This is a genomic window from Buttiauxella sp. (assembly GCF_049686335.1).
Lineage (GTDB): Bacteria > Pseudomonadota > Gammaproteobacteria > Enterobacterales > Enterobacteriaceae > Buttiauxella.
Genome location: NZ_JBAVHX010000010.1, coordinates 352,847 through 372,456, shown reverse-complemented (window position 1 = coordinate 372,456; position 19,610 = coordinate 352,847). Strand labels below are relative to the sequence as shown.

Genomic DNA, 19,610 nt, shown 5'->3' with positions numbered 1-19,610 from the left:
TTTGTCAGCCAGGCGACAAGGTCATATAAACAGCGATGTGCGGAGTAAAAGAGGCAAAAGCTGGCCGAATAATATACCTGTTCGTAGGTCGGATAAGCGCAGCGTCATCCGACACCTCTGATGTAAATGGTGGATGACGCTTACGCTTATCCACCCTACAAAACCCGTTTGTCAGCCAGGCGACAAGGTCATATAAACAGCGATATGCGGAGTAAAAGAGGCAAAAGCAGGCCGAATAATATACCTGTTCGTAGGTCGGATAAGCGCAGCGTCATCCGACACCTCTGATGTAAATGGTGGATGACGCTTACGCTTATCCACCCTACAAAACCCGTTTTCAGCCAGGCGACAAGGTCATATAAACAGCGATGTGCGGAGTAAAAGAGGCAAAAGCTGGCCGAATAATGACCAGCTTTGACATAAGACATTTAGAAGCGATAACCCGCTGAGAACATAAACACCCATGGATCGATGCGCGTATTGATGTTCTGCTGCTCGCCACCTGCTTTAAACTTCACTTCGGTGTCGATATCAATGTACCAGACGGACATATTCAGCAACCAGTTATCGTTGACCATATAATCCAGCCCGACCTGGCCTGCCGCACCCCATGAATCTTTGACACTCAGATCGCTTAGACCCGCGTCTTTCCCGGTCTGATTAAAATCGGTATCAAAGAAGGTGGTGTAGTTGATGCCCGCACCAATGTAGGGGCGAACTTTGCTTTTCGCATCGCCAAAGTACCACTGCGCCATCAATGTTGGAGGCAGTTGACGTACCGTCGCTAAGTCCCCAGTTGCGCCTAACCCGACGCGATGACGGAATGGTGTCGCAGCCAGCAGTTCGATACCGATGTTATCCGTCACCATATAATCAAATGTCAGTCCCAGCTGGGTGTTGTTACTGACGCTAAAGCCGCCCATCCCAAGCACGCTGTCAGAACCTTCCGTTGGACGCACGGTTGCCGAACCCGCACGCATGAAGAACTCACCTTGTTGATGTGCCAGCGCTTCGCCTGACAAACAGGTTAATGCGAGTAACGCCACAGACAGTTTTTTCATAGCCCTCTCCTTGTGTTACCCGAAATAATTCGAGGCGCATTGAGGCAGCAACGCATCGAGTCCCCCTGTCACTTACCTGTGTAAATGGCTGGGGTGAACGAGGCAGCCAACAAAAATGCGGCTTGATGTATGACGGGTATATGGTCTTTTTATAAGCGGGCTGAATATACTCATTTTTGAGTACAATGTGATCTAGTATCGATCACACTTAACTGGCTAATTTAACATTTAATGATCTGGATTAATTTTTCTGCATTTTGCTTAAACGGGTATTTTGATGCACTAAAGGTTCCGATACAGAGCCATCAGTCCAGAATGGAAACAGGTGCGAAACTCTAAAGTGTGGACTGAAACGGATATCCTTCGGAGAGGATTTCCATCAATTCTGGTATGTAAGGAGTGACGGTCATTTTCACCATCGCGGGGAAGAATATCTGCGGTGCGGGGAATATTTCCACCACGTGACATCGAGTTAACTGCGTGGGATTCACCTCTGAGGCTGGCAGCAGAGTCGCCGCCTCAAAGCCCGCTTCCAGCCAGTCAAGAATGGCGCCGGGTTGAGTGATCTGCATAATCACATTCGGCATAACGCCGCCATTACGAAAAAGCTCCAGCAGAATTTCATAGGTGCCCGTGTCTCTTGCACGGTGGAGCAAAATTAGCGGGAAATTTGCCAGTTCGAGAAAAGGTAAAGCACTGTCTGGTAACGTGGGCAGGAGTTTTTTACTGATCACCGCTACCAGTTTGACCGGCTCAAAAGCCACAATGTCATACCCTTCAGTGCAATAAGGCCTTTGAATTAATGCCACATCCAGCATCCCATCGTTGAGTTTTTCTTCAAGATGGCTGGAATCCAGCACGGAAATATTCAGCTCAACATTCGGATGTGCGCGGTGTAAAGCCAGCAAAAGCGGTTGAAACCAGCGCTGAAAGAGATGGCTTAATCCAATCCGAAGAACTTTCCCATCCTTACTGTTTATCTGTCGTGTTTCAAGCGCAGCATCTTCTACCTGACGCAGGATTTCGCAGGCTCTTCTGTAGAGGTGATATCCCGCCTGGGTAGGTTCAATACGGCTGCCGTTGCGTTCAAAAAGAGTGACATCGAGTTCCTCTTCCAACTCCCGAATGCGTTTACTGAGCGGCGGCTGTGCCATGTTCAGCATTTTGGCAGCCTGAGTGATTGATCCATGCTCAACAACCTTACAGAAATAACGCAACCTTTTGAGATCCATCCTTTCCTACCCTCACCTTTTTGATCTGGACCTTATCACTAAAACGGTATTACTCCCCAGAGATTGTCTGGGTATATGGTTTGTCCAGCTAAATCAATGAACAGGAAAATCATCAAGATGACAACTAAACCTGCAGTGTATGACCTGCGCTCGGCGCTGGAGCTTTTGAAGACTTTACCGGGCGAATATGTTGAAACCGACACCGAAGTTGATCCTCACGCGGAACTGTCGGGTGTTTACCGTTATGTTGGGGCCGGCGGTACATGTCTGCGTCCAACAAAGAAAAATGGCCCGGCTATGGTATTCCATAAAATTAAGGGATTCAGTGATATTAGCGTCGCTATCGGCCTGAATGGTTCCAGAAAACGTGTCGGCGAATTTCTTAATTGCGATCCCAGAAAGTTAGGTTTTCTGCTGAAGGATTCCGTTAAGCACGCTATTGCTCCGGTTGAGATTGATGCGGAAAATGCGGTGTGTCAGGAGGTCATTCACCTGGCATCCGATGCGGATTTTGATCTTCGTAAACTCCTGCCAGCACCGACGAATACCGAAGAAGATGCCGGGCCGTATATCACCATGGGCCTGTGTTATGCCTCCGATCCTGACACCCGTGAGTCAGACATTACCATTCACCGTCTCTGTGTTCAGAGCAAAGATGAACTGACAATGTGGCTAACGCCTGGCCGCCATATCGATGCATTCCGGATGAAAGCTGAAAGCGCCGGTCAGCCGCTGCCCATCTCTATCAGCATTGGCGTTGATCCCGCAATCGAAGTGGCTGCCTGTTTTGAGCCCCCGACCACTCCGCTTGGTTTTAATGAATTAAGTATCGCTGGCGCATTACGCGGTCATCCGGTGGAAATGGTGCAATGCAAAACCATCAATGAGAAAGCCATCGCTCACGCGGAAATCGTCATTGAAGGTGAACTCCTGCCAGATGTGCGCATGCAGGAAGACATCAACACTCAGACGGGGAAAGCCATGCCAGAGTTTCCAGGTTACACCGGGGAAGCAAAAGCGGCCATTCCCGTTATTAAAGTGAAAGCCGTTACCCATCGGCATAACCCAATCTGGCGGACCACAATCGGGCCTGGCGAAGAACACGTAAACATGGCGGGGATCCCGACGGAAGCAAGCATCCTCGATCTGGTTGACCGTGCTATGCCCGGCAAATTACTGAATGTTTTTGCCCACTCTGCAGGCGGTGGGAAATTACTGGCGGTCATGCAGTTTAAAAAAGCAGCGGCAGTGGATGAAGGCTGCCAGCGGCAGGCAGCCTTACTGGCATTCTCGGCGTTCCCTGAACTCAAGCATGTCATCCTGGTGGATGAGGACGTGGACATTTTTGATAGCGATGATGTGCTGTGGGCCATGCAAACCCGTTATCAGGGGGATGTCGATACCGTGTTTATTCCTGGCGTACGCTGTCATCCGCTGGATCCGTCCCAGGTTCCTGAATACAGCCCTTCGATTTTACAGGAAGGAATGTCGTGTAAGACGATTTTCGATTGCACCGTACCGTTCCATTTGAAGGCACATTTTGAACGGTCGAAGTTTATGGATGTGGAGGTAAAACGCTTCCTGCCAGACTTCGAATGATATTTGGCAAAACTCTTTTAAAGCAGGCTGTTGCTGCAATGGCCTGCCACATGGTGGATAAAACAACAAACCCACTCCAGATCAATTTTTCTTGCTGACAGTAACTTACGTAAGGCTTACATCTTGTCGGTGTCACAACTCTTCATCCAGTGTACAATTGGGCGCTGATTTTTTACCGCGCAACACCAAGGAGAGTGCATGTCTATCACGGCGGGTTCTGTGTACCGTGACACGGGGAATTTTCTACGCAATCAGTTTGTTACTGTCTTACTGATCGCGTTACTTTGTGCTTTTATTTCGGTTGTGATTGGTCACGCCTTTTCACCCAGCGACGAACAAATGTCTATCCTTAGTGAAGGAGACAATTTATCGAATAGCGTTGGGCTGTTTGACCTTGTGCAGAACATGACACCTGAGCAGCAGCAAATGTTACTCCGGGCCTCTGCGGCTTCGACATTTTCTGGCCTGATCGGCAATGCTATCCTTGCAGGTAGCGTGCTGGTGCTAATCCAGATGGTGAGTGCCGGACAACGTGTGAGTGCGCTTCGTGCCATTGGCACTTCAGCTCCCGTGTTGCCCAAAATCTTTATTCTGATGTTCCTGACCACTTTCCTGGTGCAGATTGGCATCATGTTGATTGTGGTGCCGGGCGTGCTGTTAGCGATTTTGCTTTCATTCGCACCGATTATGGTTGTTCAGGATAAAGCGGGCGTCTTCCAGTCAATGCGCAGCAGTATGCGTCTTGCCTGGTCAAATATGCGCCTTGTGGCACCGGCTGTGATTAGCTGGTTGCTGGCGAAGACCGCTCTGCTGATGCTGGCATCATCATTTGCGGCGCTATCCCCCTCTATTGGCGCGGTGATAGCAAATACCATAAGCAATCTGATTTCCGCAGTATTGCTTATCTATTTATTCCGTTTGTATATGCTGGTTCGCCAATAACATTCACCTCGTCCTGAGCAGTAAAATTTATTGCTCAGGCGTCATTTTACGGAACAGATTATGAAGCAGTTTCTCGACTTCCTGCCCCTGATTGTCTTCTTCGCCTTCTACAAAATGTACGACATCTATGTGGCTTCTGGCGCACTGATCGTCGCAACCGGTTTTGCGCTGATCTACAGCTGGTATAAATTCCGCAAGCTGGAAAAGATGGCGTTGATTACTTTCCTGATGGTTGCCGTGTTCGGCGGCCTGACACTGTTCTTCCATAATGATGAGTTTATAAAATGGAAAGTGACGGTAATTTACGGGCTGTTTGCTGTCGCGTTGCTGATTAGCCAGTTTGTGATGGGCAAACCATTGATTCAACGAATGTTAGGCAAGGAAATCTCGCTGCCTGAACACGTCTGGTCGCGCCTGAACATCGCGTGGGCGCTGTTCTTTATCGCCTGTGGTGCGCTGAATATTTACGTCGCGTTCTGGTTACCACAGAACGTTTGGGTGAACTTTAAAGTGTTCGGCCTGACAGCGGCCACTCTGGTATTTACCCTGTTGAGTGGCGTATACATCTATAAGCACATGCCGCAAGAAGAGAAGTAAGTCTCCGGCTTCACGGCAAAAAAAAGCACACGCTGATTTCTCAATCAACCGTGTGCTTTTTTATTACATCTGATTCCGTCTCGCCGCTTGTTAAATCACACGGACTTATCAACGCTGGTATTCGAACCCGACGTGAGAATACGCACCTTGTCACCCTTGTTGAAAGTTAGCGAACCGTTGTAGTCCTGCACAACCTGAATCACCTGCCCGCTGTCGGTCTTAATCGTCAAATTTACTGTCTGCGCACTTTGCTGGCGCTCCTGACGATTGCGTGAGGCTTCTACCCCAGCGACAGCTCCGGTCGCCGTCATGATTGTCTTCCCTGATCCCCCGCCAAACTGATTACCGATTGCAGCACCTGCGGCACCTGCTGCCATGGTACGCAGCGGATGGGAACGACTCTGGCTGCTAATGATAGTGCTCTGTTGAACCACACCATATTCCACCAGGGTTTTGGTCCCCGCGAAACTGGATTGACTCGTTAACGCGAACAGACTGAGAGCGATAAGTAGATATTTCTTCATGTTGAGAGCTGTGTAGTTTTCTGGTGGCATGATTCTGCCAGCCATAAAACAAACCCCTTAAGACATTAATGCTACTTACAGAGCCTTACACGTATTAAACTAACGTCAGAGACAACAAAGCAAAGATGATTTAAATCTATTCGGGAAGACAAATGATCCAACAAGACACTCCTTCAGGGGAACTGGTATTACGCACCATGGCAATGCCTGCTGATACCAACGCCAACGGCGATATTTTTGGTGGCTGGTTGATGTCGCAAATGGACATGGGTGGCGCAATTCAGGCGAAAGAGATCGCAAAAGGTCGCGTAGTCACGGTTCGTGTCGACGGCATGACGTTTCTCAAGCCGGTCGCCGTGGGTGATGTAGTGTGTTGCTATGCAAAATGTGTCAAACGCGGAACCAGCTCCATTACCATTAACGTGGAAGTCTGGGTGAAAAAGGTCTCTTCCGAGCCTATCGGCCAGCGTTACAAAGCGACAGAGGCCATTTTTATTTATGTCGCTGTGGATACAGAAGGCAAGCCGCGCCCTATTCCGAACTAAAACTATTAGTAACGCTATTCGTGATAAAAAATGCGCCATCCGGCGCATTTTTTTCATTATAAACATCTATCCATAAACATGTTTATTGGTGGATTATGCGATTTCAGGTTTTTAAGAAACTGCAATAACTCACAGTCGGTACTCAGATTAAATTTACTCATCATTAAGCGCTTATGCGCGCTGACTGTTTTGACATGAATTTCGAGTAATTTTGCGATGTCAATAATGTCATACCCCCGCAGCAAATGCTTGGCAATGGTAACTTGCTGCGGTGTTAACGTGCGATATTTGCATTTCAGACATTTTTTTCTATTTAACGGTTTAGCGTTTTCAGCGTTATCTTTCCATGCCTGAATAACCTGTTCACGCGCAGTGCTTAATGGCTCTGCGCGGTTGATAAAAACGATATTCTTAATACACAGCGGTAGTTCATTATGATGGGGAGATTCATCACCATCATAGATACCAATAATCACACCAGGCTTCACGCGATGTTTTAACAACGGCTGGCAGACATACTCAGCGCCAGCCACAAAGCTTTTTACAATAATATCGACTTGGGTGGCATTTGTCCTGTTCAGTGAATTGATCTGTACAGGCTCAGTTTGTTCTTCGAGAAATATTTCTTTAAGAAAGATTTCCATTCCGTTCCGATACAGTGAATCCGAATCATCAATGGCGATATTTAACATTCTGGACCTCACAAACTAAAAAATCATTAGCGAAGCCGTTTACTAGCCTCATTAGTGCATCAGATAATTGAATAAAACCATCACCGGAAAATATCCATTTTCACGGTGATGATTGAGTGGAAACTTAAAGTATCAAACGCCTGAAATAATATTAGTTATAGGTAAATGTGACGCTAACCACCGATGCGATAGTCCCGGTGGATGCATTACCTTTAGACCAGACGCGGCTTTGTAAAGGGAATGCCGCGGTGTTATCGCTGGCACGTGGAATGGTCATTGTCATGGTATTACCTAAAGACGTATGGGCGGCGTTATTACTTTGTAATTCCACGGCGACGTTACTGGCAGTACCCGTGTTGGTATATAAACGGGTCAGGTCGGTAGTATCCCCGGTGCCGCTAAAGGTGGCAATCACGTTAGTGGTGCTGGCTGGGCAGTTTTTCATCCCGATGGTAAACGGCACCCACGCACTGGTAGTGCCGGCGGTGGCTAAATTCGCCGCCTGCAAGTCCTGGCCCAGGTCAATGTTAACGGTGCTACTGCCGTCAACCTGGCATGGAGAAGCCACGATTTTGCCCGAAATATTAATGGTCACATCAGCGGCTTGTGTTGCAGCTGTTAATGCCAGCGAAGTGAGTGCCGTAATAATACCAACTTTTAATTTTGCATTCATATTTATCATCCTTATTTATTATTAGGGAGTTATCCCTTTCGCTATATCAGAAACAATCAGTTATAGACAATCGTGGCAAAAGCAACAGAACTGACATTACCTTCAACAACTGAGCTATTTAACGCATAATAACGAGCAGTAAACTGTGGTGTGATATTTCCATTAACCACACCCAAACCAATATAATTCCCTGTGCCGAGCGGGACAGCATTATTGTTTCTCAGTATCTGGATGCCAACGCTACTGCCGGTAGTGGCATCGGTATTTTTGAATACCGCATTCGTGGTGTCGACCACATTGCCACTAAATGCGAGAGAAATATTTGTTGCTGTAAGGCATGTCACACTAAGATTAAAGTTCTTGTCACCTACCGTATCACCCATTTTTAAGAGACTGCTTTTATTAGCAGGCAGCAATGCAACGGGCACAACAGATGTTGCCGTACATGATGGACTGACTGGTTGAACTATAATAGGAGATGACAGGCGAAAATAAATAGGTGTGTACCCTGATGCCTGCGATGTCATTCTTGCAATATCTTGCGCTGGAAAAGTCCCGCCCATAATAGGGCCTGTTTTTACCAACTGCATAGTCAACGACCCCGGCTGAAGAGTAGTCGCGGAACTACTATACTGATTTCTTGTTATTGGAAACCAGTCGTTCCATGTAGTATCATCAAAGTTAAAATGCACACGATATGATATTCCTGCAATCCCTGTAGGATAGAGATTTCCATTAGGGATACCTACCCCGGTAATATCCCATACAATTGCACTACTTTCCGAAAAGTTACAGGTTGGAGTCATTCCCCATGAAAGACTTGAAGTTCCTATAACGGTACCCACGGCCACTGTGGGATTAATATTTATAGAGGCGGGGGGGGTCATGTAGTATACAGCAGGACATCCTGGCCCTACCGCTGCTTGTGCATATTTCGCACAAGCAAATTGCAAACAAATGGCAACCACCAGCATTTGCCCCCACAAAAAACAATATTCCGATATTGTTTTTTTGTAATGCGGGTTCTCGCCTAAGCGATATTGAAATAATTTTCTGATGCTCATTGAAATATCTCTCGAATATGTTGCCGGATAATGTTCGCCATTGAATTGGCTATTCAATGGCGCTCCATTTGCAAATTACGTTACTTAGCGGCACTGGCCGTTGGCTGTCTTAACACCAGCATTAGCCGTCGTTGGTTTACCAAGGCTATAACTCACCTGGCACTGTTCTTGCGCGCCGCTGCCCCATTTCACCAGTAGTGCGCCGCTGTCTGCGAGGCCAGTCAGGTAAACCTGCCCTGCATCACCGACGATAAAGCCTTGCCCACCTTTTTGTGCCTGGTCGGTGACCATGGCGCCGAACGGTACCGGTGCACCACCTGCACGTAAAATTGTCATCAAGGCACGCTGGCCGACGCTGGCATTAAAGCTTGCCAGCACCACTGCCCCGCGAGTTGGCACCACGTTCTGGTTGTTAAGCGTTAAGTCCACATCATCCGGCAGGGATTGGGTATCAAGCTGTACCGAGTTTCGGCGGTATGGGCTGGTGTACGGCACAATCGCATAGCCACGCCAGTCGGTTTTCACGCCTGTCTGGCTGGTGATGCCAATGCCGCTGGCACCTGGTGCCTGGACTAATGCAATGGTCTCACCCAGCGGTTGGCCGAAGGTCACGCCGTTTTCGTGGGCTACAATACCGCCCTGCAAGCCGTAGTTCAGGCGCTCGGAGTTACGGTCATAGGCGTAACCGCCGTTCACTTCGCCGTAAGTGCCACGGTAATCCGCACTCAGGTTGCCGGTATAACCGCCGCCCTGGCTGCCATAACCCTGCTGTACGCCCCAGTTCAGGTTGTTCCCCTCAAGCGCAGTGCCGTTCAGGCCCACGGTATTGGTGGTGTTGCCGTGTTTACTGGTGTTCAGGTTGTAGCTGGCGTAGGTGCTCGACATTGAATTTGGCATAAATATGCTCATCGGCACGTTGATATTTAAGCTAAATATCTGGTCTTTATTGTACACACGCCCGTTACCCGCACCGTTGTTGTTGCTGGCGGTGGAGTTTTCGTTATAGCTGTAATTCAGGCCATAACTGATGCTTTTGAATGTGTTGTTATAGCCCGCGCCAATCGAGCGCATGGTACGGTCACTGTTCCAGTAATCCTCGCTCACCCAACTCAGTGACATGGTACCCAGCCCCTGGGTCAGATCCTGGCTAATGGTTAGCTCGCTGCGGTTACGGCGGCGGTCCATCTGCCAATGGCTGTTGTCATCCCGGTAGGTATCCAGGACTTCCTGCAGGCCGTAGTAGCCATTGGTTGAGTAGCGATAACCTGCAATGGCAAAGTTAGTCCCGGTCTGAACGATATTTTTGCTGTAACGCACGCGCCACGACTGGCCGCTGTCTTTCGGCATATCCTGCAGGGTGGACCACGCCTGGGTCACATCCGTTGACAGTGCACCAAAGTCACCGAGGTTTTTACCCAGGCCGAACGCCAGTGACTGATAGTGGCTTGCGAACTGGCCACCACCATAAATGGTAAAGCCTGCCGGCAGGCCGTAAATCGCTGTCCCCTGGCTGAATGGCGTTTCATCAACGCTGCCGTCATAGGAACGATACTGCCCGCCCGTGATGCTGTATTTCAGGCGACCTTCACGCTGCAATACCGGCAGAGAGGCAAACGGAACCACCAGCAATTGCTCGCTGCCATCCGCTTCTTTAATAGTCACATACAGGTCACCGGAACCGCCGGTAGGGTACATATCGTTAATTTCAAACGCGCCCGGCGCAACATAGCTCTGATAAATGATGTAACCGTTCTGGCGGATAATCACCTGCGCGTTGGTACGGGCAATACCGCGCACTAATGGGGCATAGCCTTTCATGCTGTCAGGCAGCATATCGTCGTCAGACGCTAACTGGCCCCCACGAAACGGAACGCTGTCGAATACGTCCGACGGCGAACTGCTATCGCCCAACACCAACTGGCTTTTCAACGCAATAATGCTGCGGGCGGCATAGGTATAAACCGTATCCCACTTGTCCTGGCCATTACTGTCCCGGCTCCAGGTCGTGTAGTTACGCAAACGCCATGGCCCGATGTTGATACCCGGACGCAGGTTGGCGTACTGGCTGTCGCTGTCACTTCCGCCACCGCTGCGGGCATAGTTGTTTGCGCCGCTCAGGTTGTAGTTCAGCAACATGGCTGGAATACCGTTGTCCCATTGCGATTCAGGAACATAGCCGCGCGCGCTCTGTGATACTGCCATCTGCGGAATACTCAGCAACAGTTGCTGGCCGCTGAAACGAAACTCTGCTTTGGCCTGCGCAATGGCATTGAGGTTGGCACACTGAGCGTTTTTATCGCCCAGAGCCGGAAACAGCTCGGTCTTCACCCCCATCTCATTGAGTTGGGCCACGCTCAGGCACGGCTGCAGGCTCTCTTTGCCGTCCGGATCTTTTTGCAGAGTAAATTTAACGTCGCGCGTGTCTTTCAGATCGTCATTCAGATAGATATCAACACGATAAACCCCGGGAGGCTGGCCGCCGCCGTCTTCAAAAACGGACAGATCCGTAGTGCCCTGGTTCGCTGCATCCACTTCCAGCAATGCCGGGTTAAATACATCCCGCGCCTCAGCGCTGAATGACATTCCTCCCAACAGCATCAGATGCCCGGCAATCAGATACGCCAGTTTACTGATTCTTGGTGCGGGCATATTCCAGGCCTGACTTAATCTATTTTTCATCCATTAACTCCCTGCCCGTCGATTGCAAAGGCAACCTGGCAAACTGATAAAACATCGGTCTGTTTTTTTGCTGTTTTGTTGTGGAATTGCTGCTCGTTACATTGAACCTTTGTGTTCTGGCCCGACCGCACCGTAATCACTAATAACTTTCCAACCCACGCTGCCACCGCTAACTCCTGCTGGCATCGCAAAACTTGCCGTACTGCCAGGGGCGACATAAGTCACGTTCTTGACTTGTTTGCCCGCCACGGTGATTTCCATAAAGCTGATATAAAACGGTGTCGGGTTGCTAACCTGCACCTGGTCTCCACTGCGCTGCCATTTCAGTTTGTCCGCCATGTCTTCAGGCGAACCCTTCAGACCCTGTGGGCGGTAAATAAGCTTGATGCGGCTTTTGATAGCGATTTGTAGTGTGTTCTGGTTCTCTTTGGCTTCGCCGGCAGGAATGGCCTTGATGTTCATCCAGTAGAGCGACTCGCGGTCATTCGGCAAATTTCCCCCCGCACGTACCACGCGCAGCACGTTTTCCTGCTGACCATCAAGACGGAACAAAGGAGGAGTGACCATAAAGGGGGCTTTCTCAGCGCCACCGCCAGTGGTCTCTACCCAGGTCTGGATCAGGTAAGGCACTGTGTCCGGGTTTTTGACGCTCAGTGAAGACTCCTTCTTGCCACCGTCATAAATCAGGCGCGTACCACCAATCACCACACCGGCATGGGTCATACCGGAAGTCACTAACAATGCTGCCAGCAGAGAACCCGTGAAAATTTTCATAACTTGTTCCTGTATAAGGAGGTAAAAAAATGGCCGGCATATATACCGCCGGCCAGTAACATAAATTCAAACCCTTGCGGGTAAAGACTTAGTTGTAGATAACGCTGAAGTTAGCAGTTGCGTTAGCTGGACCTGGGGTAACAGTTGAAGACACAGCTTTATAACGTGCTACGAACGGCAGGTTATTCATGGTGCTACCAGAAGTCAGGCTGTAAGCCGCAGAGTTCTGGAACAGAGGCAGTACGCCAGCAGCATCAGAAATCTGTACACCTACGCCAGATGCCACACCAGTATCCTGAGTCAGTTTCAGAACGCTGTTGTCACCGTTCAGTGCAGTGCCGTCGAACTTGATGCTGGCGGTAGCAACTGTGACTGGGCAGTTAGTCAACTGGATTTTGAATTCAGTAGCCGCTGCCAGGGAGTTGTTAGTTGTGAACTCAGATTTAGCAACTTTGCCCAGGTTAACAGTCAGTGGGTTAGCAACGGTATTGACAACGTCACAACCTGCATCGATGATTTCACCCGTGAAATTAACCTGGCCTGCAGCAGCAAATGCGTTAGCAGCAGACAGAACAGCAGTAGCAGCGATAGCCATAGCAATTAAATTCTTTTTCATCATAATTTCCTTTATTTGGTTATTTGGTGCCGACGCTTTAGGCAAAAACAACCCCTGACCAAAACTGATCAAATAATTATTTTAGCAATCGGACTTTCCATTAATTAAATATAATTTAGACACGCACTAGCATTGCCAATGGATTTATTAATCCATTTTCAATCGCATTAATAAATTCAGAACGCCTGTTTTCTACAAACCTGCATTCAGATCAAAAAACGCATTTTCTGGCAATTGGCCGTTTTGTTGTCGACGGCAATTTTCATTAATTCCCGCATTAAACTCAAGGTATTTCTCGGTCTACATTTAGACCGAGAAAGCGATACTAAAAATTGTGATGGCGTTGCCATAATGTTCTCCGTAATACCAAGCATCATCTAAGAAGCATCTGCTAAAAAACGGAGTCGCCACCTATGCACACGATAGAAAAACCAATAAATCCAATGGATTACCAAACCAAAAATGACAAACCCACTACTCATATAGAGAAGTTGGTAAATTGTTTTTTGCCCTACGCAAATACATTTGAAACAAATAATAAACAAATTTTTAACTTTAGCGATCGTAATGAAAACACTATATTTATCCTTCTAAAAGGAAGTATTTCGCTATATCGCAAGCATGACAATATGATTCTTAACTCAGAATCAGCACCGTTTATTTTTGGAATGAGCCAACAAAGCACCTCACCAGAATACCTCTTTTTGCGTACACAGGAGCCTTGTCTGGTCGGCACGCTTTCTCTAAAAGAGGCGCATCATTTAATAGGTGAAAATAAACTTTGGGAAAGTCTCGCTAAATTATTGATTTACACTATCGCGCGCGTATATGCGCATTGTGCAAAAATCTCACAACTTTCGGCTTATGAAATTATCCGATATCAACTGCTTGATCTGATGAATGAAAGCGCAGAAATACGTGAAAAAATAACCGCGGCAAATTACATCATTACCCGCACATTTTTATCTCGTAGCGGCACCATGCGAATCCTGGCTGAATTGAGATCAGGCAACTATATTACTATGGAGAAAGGGATTTTGCAGAGCATCAACCACCTGCCTTTAAAGTACTAACCCACTGAATTTGGCTGAAACATTTGGTTGAACATTTGCGTTAACAGGCTGAGGCCCTGAATGAAAGTTGTATGCTATATTTTTAGAAATACTGCGTCATAGCACCGGCTTTTTACACCAGGTTTGAGGGTTAAATGTGAATAAGAGTGAAAGATTCTCACTTTATACTGAAGAGTTCATTCACAAATTGAGCCCGTTTGTCACCTATCAGATTTATCCTGCAGGGTACATATGCCCTTTCGTCTCTAACGGAGCGCGAATCTGTTACCTTGTTCGCTCAGGTAGCATCTCTATTTATCGAGCTGATGAGGTCTTGGTTGGAGGATGGCATTCTCCATGTATTATTGGATTGGTGCAGTATGAGGAAGCTGCTTCGATTTATTTTCAAACAAATGAGCCATGTGAAATAGCAGTAACGAGCCGTGAAGAGGTTTTTAGCATTATCGAGGAACATGGGTTGTGGCAGCTTCTCTCGATACATATGGAGTTTGTTTCCGACAGGTTGCTGCATTACGCCAGTTTGATTAATGCTCCCACTGCCTACGAGATCATTCGCAAACAGCTGCTAACGCTGATCGACGAACCTGACTCACTCAGGGAGTCTATCACCGCAGAGAAGTATATACGGATTAAAACGCACCTCTCGCGCAGTGGCGTGATGCGTATTCTTTCTGCGTTAAAAGCCGGTGAGTATATTGTGATAGAGGATGGGATACTGAAGGAAATTCGCCATTTACCGGCAAAATATTAATTGCGGAAGATCGTGTGCATGAAATTTGAACATAAAAAAACCGGGCTTTCACCCGGTTGTGTTTGAAAAGATCAGCTAAATAAATGCACCGGTGGATTATGCGTTTTCAGGTTTTTAAGAAAATGCAGTAACTCGCAATCGGAACTAAGATTAAATTTACTCATCATCAGGCGCTTATGGGCGCTGACCGTTTTAACATGAATTTCGAGTAATTTTGCGATGTCAATAATGTCATACCCCCGCAGCAAATGCTTACCAATGGTAACTTGCTGTGGTGTTAACGTGCGATATTTGCATTTCAGACATTTTTTGCTATTTAACGGTTTAGCGTTTTCACCGTTATCTTTCCACGCCTGAATAACCTGTTCACGCGCTGTATTTAATGGCTCTGATCGGTTGATAAACACGATATTCTTAATACACAGCGGCAGTTCATTATGATGGGGAGATGCATCACCATCATAGATACCAATAATCACCCCAGGCTTCATGCGATGTTTTAACATCGGCTGGCAGACATACTCAGCGCCAGCCACAAAGCTTTTTACGATGATATCGGCCTGGGTGGCATTTGTCCTGTTCAGTGAATTAATCTGAACAGGCTCATGTTGTTCTTCGAGAAATATTTCTTTAAGAAAGATTTCCATTCCGTTCCGATACAGTGAATCCGAATCATCAATGGCAATATTTAACATCTTTTCATTTCTCAGAATGCTACTTAACCTAAAATATGTTTTTACTGGTAAGTAAATACAACGCTTACTGCAGCATTAAACGTTCCACCCGTCGCATTCTCAGCGGGGCTGAATATCCTCGCAGAAAGCGGGAATATTGCCTGGCGCGTTGAATTATCAACGTTCACTGTCATTTGGCTGGCATTACCGTAAATAACCGAATGGTCAGTATTTGTCATCTGCAAGGCGCTATTCACCCCTGTGCCGAGATTCTTAAATGCTGTCGGGTCGTTACTGTCAACATCACCGCTAAACGTTGCCGTTGCGGAACGGGTGGCAGCTGGACACTGAGTTAATAAAAGCTGGAAGTCCTTCCACACCGGATTCCCACCGGGCTGATTAAGGTTGTTTGAAAATGCCTGCCCCAAATCAACTTGTTTCGAGACAGTATCGGTATCGACCACACACGGAGTTGGCACCACGCGGCCAGTCACGCCAATATTAACCAGGTCGGCAGCGCTGGACATACCGGCATAACACAATGCTGTGCCCGAGAGTATCAGAGCAGCAATGGTCTTTTTCATGATAATTACCGCCCTATTGATAGGTTAATTGTAGCGTGGCACTGGTGCTCGCATCACCAACTGTTACCGATGCTTTTGTCTGAATATAACGTGCCTTCAGAGGGAAGGTTTCCACACCACCCGGAGAAACTTTCAGTGCGATTCTATTATTCAGTACTAAAGGCACATCGTTATAAAGAAGCTGGATCCCTAAACCGCTTGCAACATCACTGCCACCCTGATTATTGAGTGCTAATACACTGGCATCTGAACTATCAGGGTTTTGGGTACCATTTAATGAAACATTAATATTCGCACCGCCATCACAATCCAGACCAAGGTTTTGTGTGGAACTGACATCAGGAATAAAGCCAATAGTACTGCCAAACGTTGAAACCGGCACATCACCCAACGGGAAGACTAAATTAGGCGTTTTTATTGAACAGGCCACCTGCGTGACCGAACCACCCGACAACTGGATATCACGCATAATACCGCCATCGTCTACGAGTGATTGATGGCCAACCCTGCCTGGAGCAAAATTACCTGAGGTAATATCACCTACTTTATAAAGTCTTAGAACCTGAGGGTTTCCCGACCAGATATTGGTAATGGTTGCAGTAGTCATAGATAACGAATAAGTCGTCGGTGGATTTTGCATCGTCGATGTGCCACCGGTCATACCGACAATACTTATTCCTACGCCTGGAATATTAGTGTAATAAACATTGGGAATAGACGTTGCCACTCCGCCCATATAATCAAACTGCCCTATTGCTTTCCCGCCGACGGAAGAGAGGCAGGTAGCCTGAAGAACTTCGGCAGCTGCCGTGGGTACCGTGCCAATAAGCGCGCCTACCGGCGTGTCGCGCTGAACAATGATATTTCCGGCATCAACCACTGACAGCCAGGTATTCAGCGTCTGGCAAACTGCACCGGCCATACCAGAAAATAATAAGGTAATGATTAAAGCAAAATATTTCATAGCGAATTCCTTAATGACACACGGCATCAAGCTGCGTAACGGATGTATCATTTTTTGGTTCAGGCAATACCGTTTTAACCTGGCAGATTTGCGTGTCGTCATCACCCCATTTCACCGTGGAGTCGAGGTTATTACTCTGGCCAGTTAAATAAACCTGTCCGTTATCACCCACAATAAAGCCATGGTTATCAGCGTCTTTATTATTCATTGATAAAATGGCGCCAAATGGAACAGGTTCGCCATTGTTACGTTTCAGATTCAATAACAGCCTTTGCCCTACGCTCGCCTGATACACTGCGCGCACCACTGCCCCACGCGTCGGCACCACGGTTTTGGTGGTTAATTCCAGCTCCACGTTATCCGGCATACTTGCGGTATCAAAACTGATGTCGTTTTTACGGAATGGCGTCATATTGCTGACCACGGTGTAGCCGCGATAATCCGTTTTCACCCCATTCTGGTTCAACACCCCAACACCGGCAGCACCCGGTGCTTTCACTAACGCGATGGTTTCGCCGAAAGGCTGCGCCAGCGTAACGCCGTCACTGTGAGCTAACACACCACCGGATATTCCGTAGTTCACGCGCTGTGAATGCTCATCGTAGCTGTAGCCTGCGATCGCTTCGCCGTAGGTTCCCCGGTAGTCAGCGTTCATATTGCCGGTATAGCCGACATCGTCCGTTCCGTAGCCCTGCTGCACGTTCCAGCTCAGGGCGTTACCTGGTAACGCGATACCACTGACACCGACATTGTGGGTGGTATTGCCCTGTTTGCTGGTCGTCATGTTGTAGTTCGCCCAGCTGTTTGGCAGGAAGTTTGACAACGGCACGCTGATATTCAGGGAGACCAGTTGATCGTTGGTGTACATTTTCCCGCTATTGCTACCATTGGCCGTCGAGTTTTTACTCCATGTGTAATTCAGGCTGTAACTGACGCTGTTCCAGGCGTTGTTATAGCTCGCGCCATACGACTCCATGGTCTTGTTAATATTCCAGTAATCCTCGCGGATGGCCGACAGTGTCAGAGCGCCCATGGATTTACCCAGCGTCTGACTCAGGGTCATTTCTGCACGATTACGGCGGCGATCGTCTCTAAAGTCTGAATCGCTGTAGGTATCGAGTATTTCCTGCATGCTGTAGAAGCCGGAGGTGGAATATCGATAACCGGCAATGGCAAAGTTGGTGCCGGTATCCGTAAAGTTCTTGCTGTAGCGAACGCGCCATGACTGCCCGTCAGTTTTCAGACCGTCTTTGGGCGTTGACCAGCCTTGTGTCACATCCGTAGAAATCGCCCCAATATCGCCGAGGTTTTTACCCACCCCCAGTGCTATTGACTGGTATTTGCTCGCCTCCTGCAAACCACCATAAACCGTAAAGCCGTGTGGCAGACCATAAATTGCCGTGCCCTGCGCCAGCGGTGTTTTTTCCACACTGCTGCTGTACGAGCGGTATTGGCCGCCCGTCAGGCTGTATTTCAGTCGCCCTTCACGTTGCAGTACGGGTACGGAGGCGAAAGGCACAACCAGGTATTGTTCGCTGCCGTCGGCTTCTTTTATGGTGACAAACAGATCACCGGAGCCACCGGTCGGGTACATGTCGGTAATTTCAAAGGCGCCCGGTGCAACGTAGCTTTGATAAATAACATAACCGCCCTGGCGAATAATCACCTGCGCATTGGTACGCGCAATGCCACGTACCACAGGGGCGTAGCCTTTCAGGCTGTCGGGTAACATATCGTCATCAGAGGCAAGCTGACCGCCTCGGAACGGAATACTGTCGAACACATCAGAAGGTGTGGAGCTGTCGCCGAGCGTCATCTGGCTTTTCAAAGCAACGACATCACGCTGGGCGTAGGTGTAAACCGTATCCCATTTGTCTTTGCCGTCGCTGTCACGATTCCATGTGGTGTAGTTACGCAGACGCCATGCGCCGTAGTTGATGCCCGGACGCAGGTTGGCATACTGGCTGTTGGTGTTCTGACCATTACGCACGAAAGTGTTATTACCGCTTACGCTGTAGTTCAGTAGCAGCGCGTTAATACCTTCATCCCACAGCTCTGGCGCCACATAGCCGCGCGCCTGCGCGGAAAGTGCCGCCTGAGGAATGCTCAGCAGTAACTTCTGAGATGAAAATAAAAACTCCGCTGACGCCTGCGGAATAGCCGCAAGCCTGGCGCATTCCGCATCGACGTTTAATTCCGGGAACAGCGCTGTTTTTACACCGTAGCTTTGTAAAACACCGGCAGACAAACAAGGCTGAAGTTTTGCTTCTCCATTACCTTCTTTGACCATCTTAAAAGTAATATCCCGGGTGTCGACCAGCTGGTTGTTAATAACAACGTCAACACGATAAATACCGGCAGCCTGTTCGCCATCTTCAAAGGCCGCAAGATCGGCACCTTGTGAAGAGGGATTATTAACCTCGAGTAACGCCGGGTTAAAATAATCACGCGACTGTGCTGTTTCACTCATACCTGAACACGCCAGCGCGATACACCAGGCGAGATGGGTCGATCGTAATTGAAGACGATTGTTTGCTTTCATCATTAACTTCCTGCCTGTATATAT

At 48.1% G+C, this 19,610-nt stretch carries 19 protein-coding genes; 6 read left to right on the top strand and 13 right to left on the bottom strand.

Annotated features, from left to right (window positions below):
* Positions 1–428: 428 nt before the first annotated feature.
* Together ompW and WBL83_RS10540 are read right to left on the bottom strand one after the other, a co-directional pair.
* Positions 429–1,061 (bottom strand): outer membrane protein OmpW, encoded by a 633-nt coding sequence (ompW, locus tag WBL83_RS10545; protein WP_424589094.1) that lies wholly within the window; start codon positions 1,059–1,061, stop codon positions 429–431.
* 335 nt (positions 1,062–1,396) lie between these two features.
* Positions 1,397–2,293 (bottom strand): LysR family transcriptional regulator, encoded by an 897-nt coding sequence (locus WBL83_RS10540; protein WP_424589093.1) that lies wholly within the window; start codon positions 2,291–2,293, stop codon positions 1,397–1,399.
* Between the two features lie 117 nt (positions 2,294–2,410).
* On the opposite strand from WBL83_RS10540, the gene WBL83_RS10535 reads away from it, so the two are divergent.
* From WBL83_RS10535 to WBL83_RS10525, 3 genes are all read left to right on the top strand, one after another.
* Positions 2,411–3,892 carry a UbiD family decarboxylase gene (locus tag WBL83_RS10535; protein ID WP_424589092.1) on the top strand — a complete coding sequence of 494 codons (1,482 nt, stop codon included), beginning with the start codon at positions 2,411–2,413 and terminating at the stop codon, positions 3,890–3,892.
* A 198-nt stretch (positions 3,893–4,090) separates the two neighbouring features.
* Entirely contained in the window at positions 4,091–4,834 is a 744-nt protein-coding gene (locus WBL83_RS10530) for a YciC family protein (protein ID WP_424589091.1), read from the top strand.
* A 60-nt stretch (positions 4,835–4,894) separates the two neighbouring features.
* On the top strand, positions 4,895–5,431 hold the full coding sequence (locus tag WBL83_RS10525) for a septation protein A (RefSeq protein WP_424589090.1): 537 nt from the start codon (positions 4,895–4,897) through the stop codon (positions 5,429–5,431).
* Between the two features lie 95 nt (positions 5,432–5,526).
* Here the strand turns inward: WBL83_RS10525 and WBL83_RS10520 are convergent, their stop codons facing one another.
* Positions 5,527–6,000 carry a hypothetical protein gene (locus WBL83_RS10520; protein WP_424589089.1) on the bottom strand — a complete coding sequence of 158 codons (474 nt, stop codon included), beginning with the start codon at positions 5,998–6,000 and terminating at the stop codon, positions 5,527–5,529.
* Positions 6,001–6,107: 107 nt separating this feature from the next.
* On the opposite strand from WBL83_RS10520, the gene yciA reads away from it, so the two are divergent.
* Entirely contained in the window at positions 6,108–6,500 is a 393-nt protein-coding gene (yciA, locus tag WBL83_RS10515; protein ID WP_424589088.1) for an acyl-CoA thioester hydrolase YciA, read from the top strand.
* 56 nt (positions 6,501–6,556) lie between these two features.
* Here yciA and WBL83_RS10510 read toward each other — a convergent pair whose 3' ends face one another.
* From WBL83_RS10510 to WBL83_RS10485, 6 genes are all read right to left on the bottom strand, one after another.
* Positions 6,557–7,192, bottom strand: a complete 636-nt coding sequence (locus WBL83_RS10510; protein ID WP_424589087.1) for a helix-turn-helix transcriptional regulator — start codon at positions 7,190–7,192, stop codon at positions 6,557–6,559.
* A 151-nt stretch (positions 7,193–7,343) separates the two neighbouring features.
* A complete protein-coding gene (locus WBL83_RS10505) occupies positions 7,344–7,865 on the bottom strand; it encodes a fimbrial protein (RefSeq protein ID WP_424589086.1) in 522 nt (173 codons plus the stop codon).
* Between the two features lie 56 nt (positions 7,866–7,921).
* Positions 7,922–8,986, bottom strand: a complete 1,065-nt coding sequence (locus WBL83_RS10500) for a fimbrial protein (protein WP_424589085.1) — start codon at positions 8,984–8,986, stop codon at positions 7,922–7,924.
* Positions 8,987–9,013: 27 nt separating this feature from the next.
* Complete coding sequence (locus tag WBL83_RS10495; RefSeq protein WP_424589368.1) at positions 9,014–11,527, bottom strand: fimbria/pilus outer membrane usher protein; 2,514 nt, start codon at positions 11,525–11,527, stop codon at positions 9,014–9,016.
* A gap of 177 nt (positions 11,528–11,704) precedes the next feature.
* A complete protein-coding gene (locus WBL83_RS10490; RefSeq protein ID WP_424589084.1) occupies positions 11,705–12,382 on the bottom strand; it encodes a fimbrial biogenesis chaperone in 678 nt (225 codons plus the stop codon).
* Between the two features lie 88 nt (positions 12,383–12,470).
* Positions 12,471–12,998, bottom strand: a complete 528-nt coding sequence (locus WBL83_RS10485; protein WP_424589083.1) for a fimbrial protein — start codon at positions 12,996–12,998, stop codon at positions 12,471–12,473.
* Between the two features lie 413 nt (positions 12,999–13,411).
* Between WBL83_RS10485 and WBL83_RS10480 the strand changes: the two genes are divergently transcribed.
* Positions 13,412–14,071, top strand: a complete 660-nt coding sequence (locus tag WBL83_RS10480) for a helix-turn-helix domain-containing protein (RefSeq protein WP_424589082.1) — start codon at positions 13,412–13,414, stop codon at positions 14,069–14,071.
* A 136-nt stretch (positions 14,072–14,207) separates the two neighbouring features.
* A complete protein-coding gene (locus WBL83_RS10475; protein ID WP_424589081.1) occupies positions 14,208–14,822 on the top strand; it encodes a helix-turn-helix domain-containing protein in 615 nt (204 codons plus the stop codon).
* A gap of 71 nt (positions 14,823–14,893) precedes the next feature.
* Here the strand turns inward: WBL83_RS10475 and WBL83_RS10470 are convergent, their stop codons facing one another.
* The 4 genes from WBL83_RS10470 to WBL83_RS10455 all read right to left on the bottom strand — a co-directional run bounded on the left by WBL83_RS10470 (position 14,894) and on the right by WBL83_RS10455 (position 19,589).
* Positions 14,894–15,469: a LuxR C-terminal-related transcriptional regulator gene (locus tag WBL83_RS10470; RefSeq protein ID WP_424589080.1), complete on the bottom strand. Its 576-nt coding sequence runs from the start codon at positions 15,467–15,469 to the stop codon at positions 14,894–14,896.
* A gap of 89 nt (positions 15,470–15,558) precedes the next feature.
* Complete coding sequence (locus WBL83_RS10465; protein ID WP_424589079.1) at positions 15,559–16,080, bottom strand: fimbrial protein; 522 nt, start codon at positions 16,078–16,080, stop codon at positions 15,559–15,561.
* A 13-nt stretch (positions 16,081–16,093) separates the two neighbouring features.
* Positions 16,094–17,044, bottom strand: a complete 951-nt coding sequence (locus WBL83_RS10460; protein ID WP_424589078.1) for a fimbrial protein — start codon at positions 17,042–17,044, stop codon at positions 16,094–16,096.
* A gap of 10 nt (positions 17,045–17,054) precedes the next feature.
* Positions 17,055–19,589, bottom strand: a complete 2,535-nt coding sequence (locus WBL83_RS10455) for a fimbria/pilus outer membrane usher protein (protein WP_424589077.1) — start codon at positions 19,587–19,589, stop codon at positions 17,055–17,057.
* Between the last annotated feature and the right edge of the window lie 21 nt (positions 19,590–19,610).

What these genes read in the sequence shown, in the direction of transcription:
- WBL83_RS10530 (WP_424589091.1), top strand. Translation starts at nt 4,091, where the DNA reads ATGTCTATCACGGCGGGTTCTGTGTACCGTGACACGGGGAATTTTCTA.
- WBL83_RS10495 (WP_424589368.1), bottom strand. Translation starts at nt 11,527, where the DNA reads ATGCTGTTGGGAGGAATGTCATTCAGCGCTGAGGCGCGGGATGTATTT.
- WBL83_RS10540 (WP_424589093.1), bottom strand. Translation starts at nt 2,293, where the DNA reads ATGGATCTCAAAAGGTTGCGTTATTTCTGTAAGGTTGTTGAGCATGGA.
- WBL83_RS10520 (WP_424589089.1), bottom strand. Translation starts at nt 6,000, where the DNA reads ATGGCTGGCAGAATCATGCCACCAGAAAACTACACAGCTCTCAACATG.
- WBL83_RS10505 (WP_424589086.1), bottom strand. Translation starts at nt 7,865, where the DNA reads ATGAATGCAAAATTAAAAGTTGGTATTATTACGGCACTCACTTCGCTG.
- ompW (WP_424589094.1), bottom strand. Translation starts at nt 1,061, where the DNA reads ATGAAAAAACTGTCTGTGGCGTTACTCGCATTAACCTGTTTGTCAGGC.
- WBL83_RS10535 (WP_424589092.1), top strand. Translation starts at nt 2,411, where the DNA reads ATGACAACTAAACCTGCAGTGTATGACCTGCGCTCGGCGCTGGAGCTT.
- WBL83_RS10465 (WP_424589079.1), bottom strand. Translation starts at nt 16,080, where the DNA reads ATGAAAAAGACCATTGCTGCTCTGATACTCTCGGGCACAGCATTGTGT.
- WBL83_RS10470 (WP_424589080.1), bottom strand. Translation starts at nt 15,469, where the DNA reads ATGGAAATCTTTCTTAAAGAAATATTTCTCGAAGAACAACATGAGCCT.
- yciA (WP_424589088.1), top strand. Translation starts at nt 6,108, where the DNA reads ATGATCCAACAAGACACTCCTTCAGGGGAACTGGTATTACGCACCATG.
- WBL83_RS10525 (WP_424589090.1), top strand. Translation starts at nt 4,895, where the DNA reads ATGAAGCAGTTTCTCGACTTCCTGCCCCTGATTGTCTTCTTCGCCTTC.
- WBL83_RS10455 (WP_424589077.1), bottom strand. Translation starts at nt 19,589, where the DNA reads ATGATGAAAGCAAACAATCGTCTTCAATTACGATCGACCCATCTCGCC.
- WBL83_RS10490 (WP_424589084.1), bottom strand. Translation starts at nt 12,382, where the DNA reads ATGAAAATTTTCACGGGTTCTCTGCTGGCAGCATTGTTAGTGACTTCC.
- WBL83_RS10510 (WP_424589087.1), bottom strand. Translation starts at nt 7,192, where the DNA reads ATGTTAAATATCGCCATTGATGATTCGGATTCACTGTATCGGAACGGA.
- WBL83_RS10460 (WP_424589078.1), bottom strand. Translation starts at nt 17,044, where the DNA reads ATGAAATATTTTGCTTTAATCATTACCTTATTATTTTCTGGTATGGCC.
- WBL83_RS10480 (WP_424589082.1), top strand. Translation starts at nt 13,412, where the DNA reads ATGCACACGATAGAAAAACCAATAAATCCAATGGATTACCAAACCAAA.
- WBL83_RS10485 (WP_424589083.1), bottom strand. Translation starts at nt 12,998, where the DNA reads ATGAAAAAGAATTTAATTGCTATGGCTATCGCTGCTACTGCTGTTCTG.